This window comes from Acidocella sp., assembly GCF_035535915.1.
In the GTDB taxonomy this organism is placed as follows: Bacteria; Pseudomonadota; Alphaproteobacteria; order Acetobacterales; family Acetobacteraceae; genus Acidocella.
The window spans coordinates 1-2747 of record NZ_DATLPB010000016.1 but is presented as its reverse complement, the minus strand read 5'-3'; the positions used below and the strand labels follow the sequence as shown (position 1 = coordinate 2747).

The window sequence follows — 2747 nt, the reverse complement described above, 5'->3', positions numbered from 1 at the left end:
AGCGGCGCCGTCCGATCGTTGGAGAAAGCAGAGAGCGCGCCGGGCAGTGTTGGGGGCGTTGGCCGCCGCGTTATGTCTATATCCGTCTCAAGCTCCCGCCGAAGGGTTCGGCCCCTTTCCCGTACGAAACTTCAACCCGCTCCAGCAGCTGGTATTGAATGTGCCGGCAGACCGTGCCGCCGTGCTGAGCCAAGGGACGCTCGACGTACGACTGGAACTAGCCGAAACCGCCGCGGTGTATTCCGAAAACCCGGCAAATGCCAGTGCCCAGATGAAATTCGAAACCCTGCGGAACGGACTCTTCCTGCGGTATGGCGTGACCTCGAAGCTCGAGGTCGGCTTCGAACTCCCCTTTCTGTACCGCTGGACAGGCTTCATGTCCGGCATGATCGAAGCCGTCGAACAGGCCACAACCGGCCTCTCGCCAGCCCGTAGCGCGCTCAGCAATGTGAACTATGTCTACAACATCACCCGCAATGGGCAGCAGATCATCAACGGGGCAAACGGCGCGCTCGGCCTCGGCGACAGCATGCTGCAGTTGAAATATCAGGTGGTCAGGGAAACCTCCCTCATTCCTGCCGTTGCCATTCGGACGGCGATCAAATTTCCGACAGGAAATCAAAGCGAGTTCTTCGGCAGTGGCAACCCGGACTTTGGGCTCGGAGTGGCGATCGAGAAGGCGCTTGGAAGCCGGTGGGTGATACATGGCAACTTGAACGGCGTGGTCCCGACCGGGCGGATCGCTGGCTTTGCGTTGTATCCCACGATCATGGGCATGGCCGCGGCCGAATACCTCTGGTCGGAAAACCTATCGCTGACCGTCCAGTTCGACTATTACACGACCCCCTTCCGGAATGTCGGTCTGGAGGTCTTCGATAAGGGTGTATCCGAATTGGTCGCCGGCTTTAGCTACCGGTTTGCTCAACATTGGCTCTGGCAGGCCTATGCCATTGAGAATATTGACCTCGTCACGGGTGGGGCTGCCGATTTTACATTAGGGGTCCTGTTAACGTACCGCTTCCAGATGTGATCTTGCGAGAATGCCTAAACCCCTATCCGCTTGACAGCAATTGAGGGTTGTGTGAGACTGTCCACGCCAGCATGCAGACCGCATAGCCCTTCGCCAAGCCTATCTGGATTCAGCCCGATTACTGGGCGCATGAACTCTCGCAAAGGAGTTTCGTCATGTCGATTTTGAAGACCATCCACAGCCCCGCTGATCTCAAGCGGCTCAAGCCCGCGCAATTTCCCAAACTCTGCCAAGAGCTTAGGGAGCAGATCATCGGAGCGGTGTCCAGCGTCGGAGGCCATCTGGCCTCAAATCTGGGCGTGGTCGAGTTGACGGTGGCGCTGCACTATCTGATGGATACCCCCAAGGACAAGATCGTGTGGGATACCAGCAATCAAGCCTACGCGCATAAGCTGCTCACCGGGCGTCGGGAGCAGTTCCACACCCTTCGCCAATACGGCGGATTGAGTGGATTCTGCAAGCGCGAGGAAAGCGTCTACGATACCTTCAATGCCGGGCATGCGGGCACCGGCGTTTCGGCCGCCTACGGGATGGTCGAGGCCCGGGAACAGCAGGGCCTCAAGCACAAAGTCGTCTGCGTGGTTGGTGATGGAGCCATGACCGCCGGCATGACGCTCGAGGGGCTGCATCATGCCGGGGGTCTCGGCAAGGATTTCGTCGTCATTCTCAATGACAATCAGATGTCCATCTCCAAGAATGTCGGTGCCATTTCCTCCTATTTGAACCGAACCTTCACCGGCGATTTTTATACGAAAATGCGGGAGGAAACCGGCCAATTACTGAGGAAAATCCCGCACATCGGATATGACGTCGAGAAGCTGGCACGTCGCGCGGAAGAGTTGGCCAAGGGTGCCATCCTCCCAGGGCTGCTGTTCGAAGAATTGGGATTCCGCTACGCCGGTCCAATCGACGGCCATAATTTCGAGCATCTGCTTCCGACCCTCGAGAACGTGCTCAAGATGAGAGGGCCGGTCCTGCTCCATGTCATTACGAAGAAGGGACTGGGCTATGAGCCGGCCGAGAAAAACCCGGTGTGGTTCCATGCCTGTCCGCCATTTGTCCGGGAAACCGGCGCGCCGGCGAAGAAGGCGGCGCGACCTTCCTATACCCAAATCGCCATCGAGTCATTGATTCAAGCGGCACGTGAAGACAAGCGGGTCGTGGCGATCACCGCGGCAATGTGCGAGGGCACGGGCCTGAACGCCTTTGAAAAGGAATTTCCTGATCGCCTCTATGACGTGGGAATTGCCGAGCAGCATGCGGTGACGTTTGCGGCCGGTTTGGCAGCTCAGGGCATGCGGCCGGTGGTCGCCATGTATGCCACATTCCTTCAACGCGCCTATGATCAAGTGGTGCATGACGTCGCCACCCAAAATTTGCCAGTGACATTTTGCATCGATCGCGGTGGTCTCGTCGCCGAGGACGGCACCACGCATCACGGCGCCTTCGATTACGCCTACTTGCGACACATGCCGAACATGGTTGTCATGGCGCCGAAAGATGAAAACGAATTGCAGCACATGCTCAAAACCGGTCTGCAGTATGAGGGCCCAGTGTCCATCCGCTATCCACGGGGCGTCAGCCTGGGCGTGCCGATGGATCGCGAGCAGAAAGAGCTCCCGATCGGCAAAGGCGAGCTCTTGCGGGACGGAACCGATGTGGCGATTATCGCGATCGGCGTGTCGGTCTGGCCGGCGGTCAAGGCGGCGGAGCAATT

Annotated in this window: 2 protein-coding genes; both read left to right on the top strand. The window is 58.4% G+C overall.

What is annotated here, in order from left to right; translation table 11 throughout:
- The coding region (locus VNC39_RS01970) for a DUF3187 family protein (protein WP_325395637.1) at positions 1 to 1030 on the top strand (1030 nt) is incomplete at its 5' end.
- A 155-nt stretch (positions 1031 to 1185) separates the two neighbouring features.
- Positions 1186 to 2747 (top strand): 1-deoxy-D-xylulose-5-phosphate synthase (gene dxs, locus VNC39_RS01965; RefSeq protein ID WP_325395635.1); only part of this gene is annotated, 1562 nt, incomplete at its 3' end.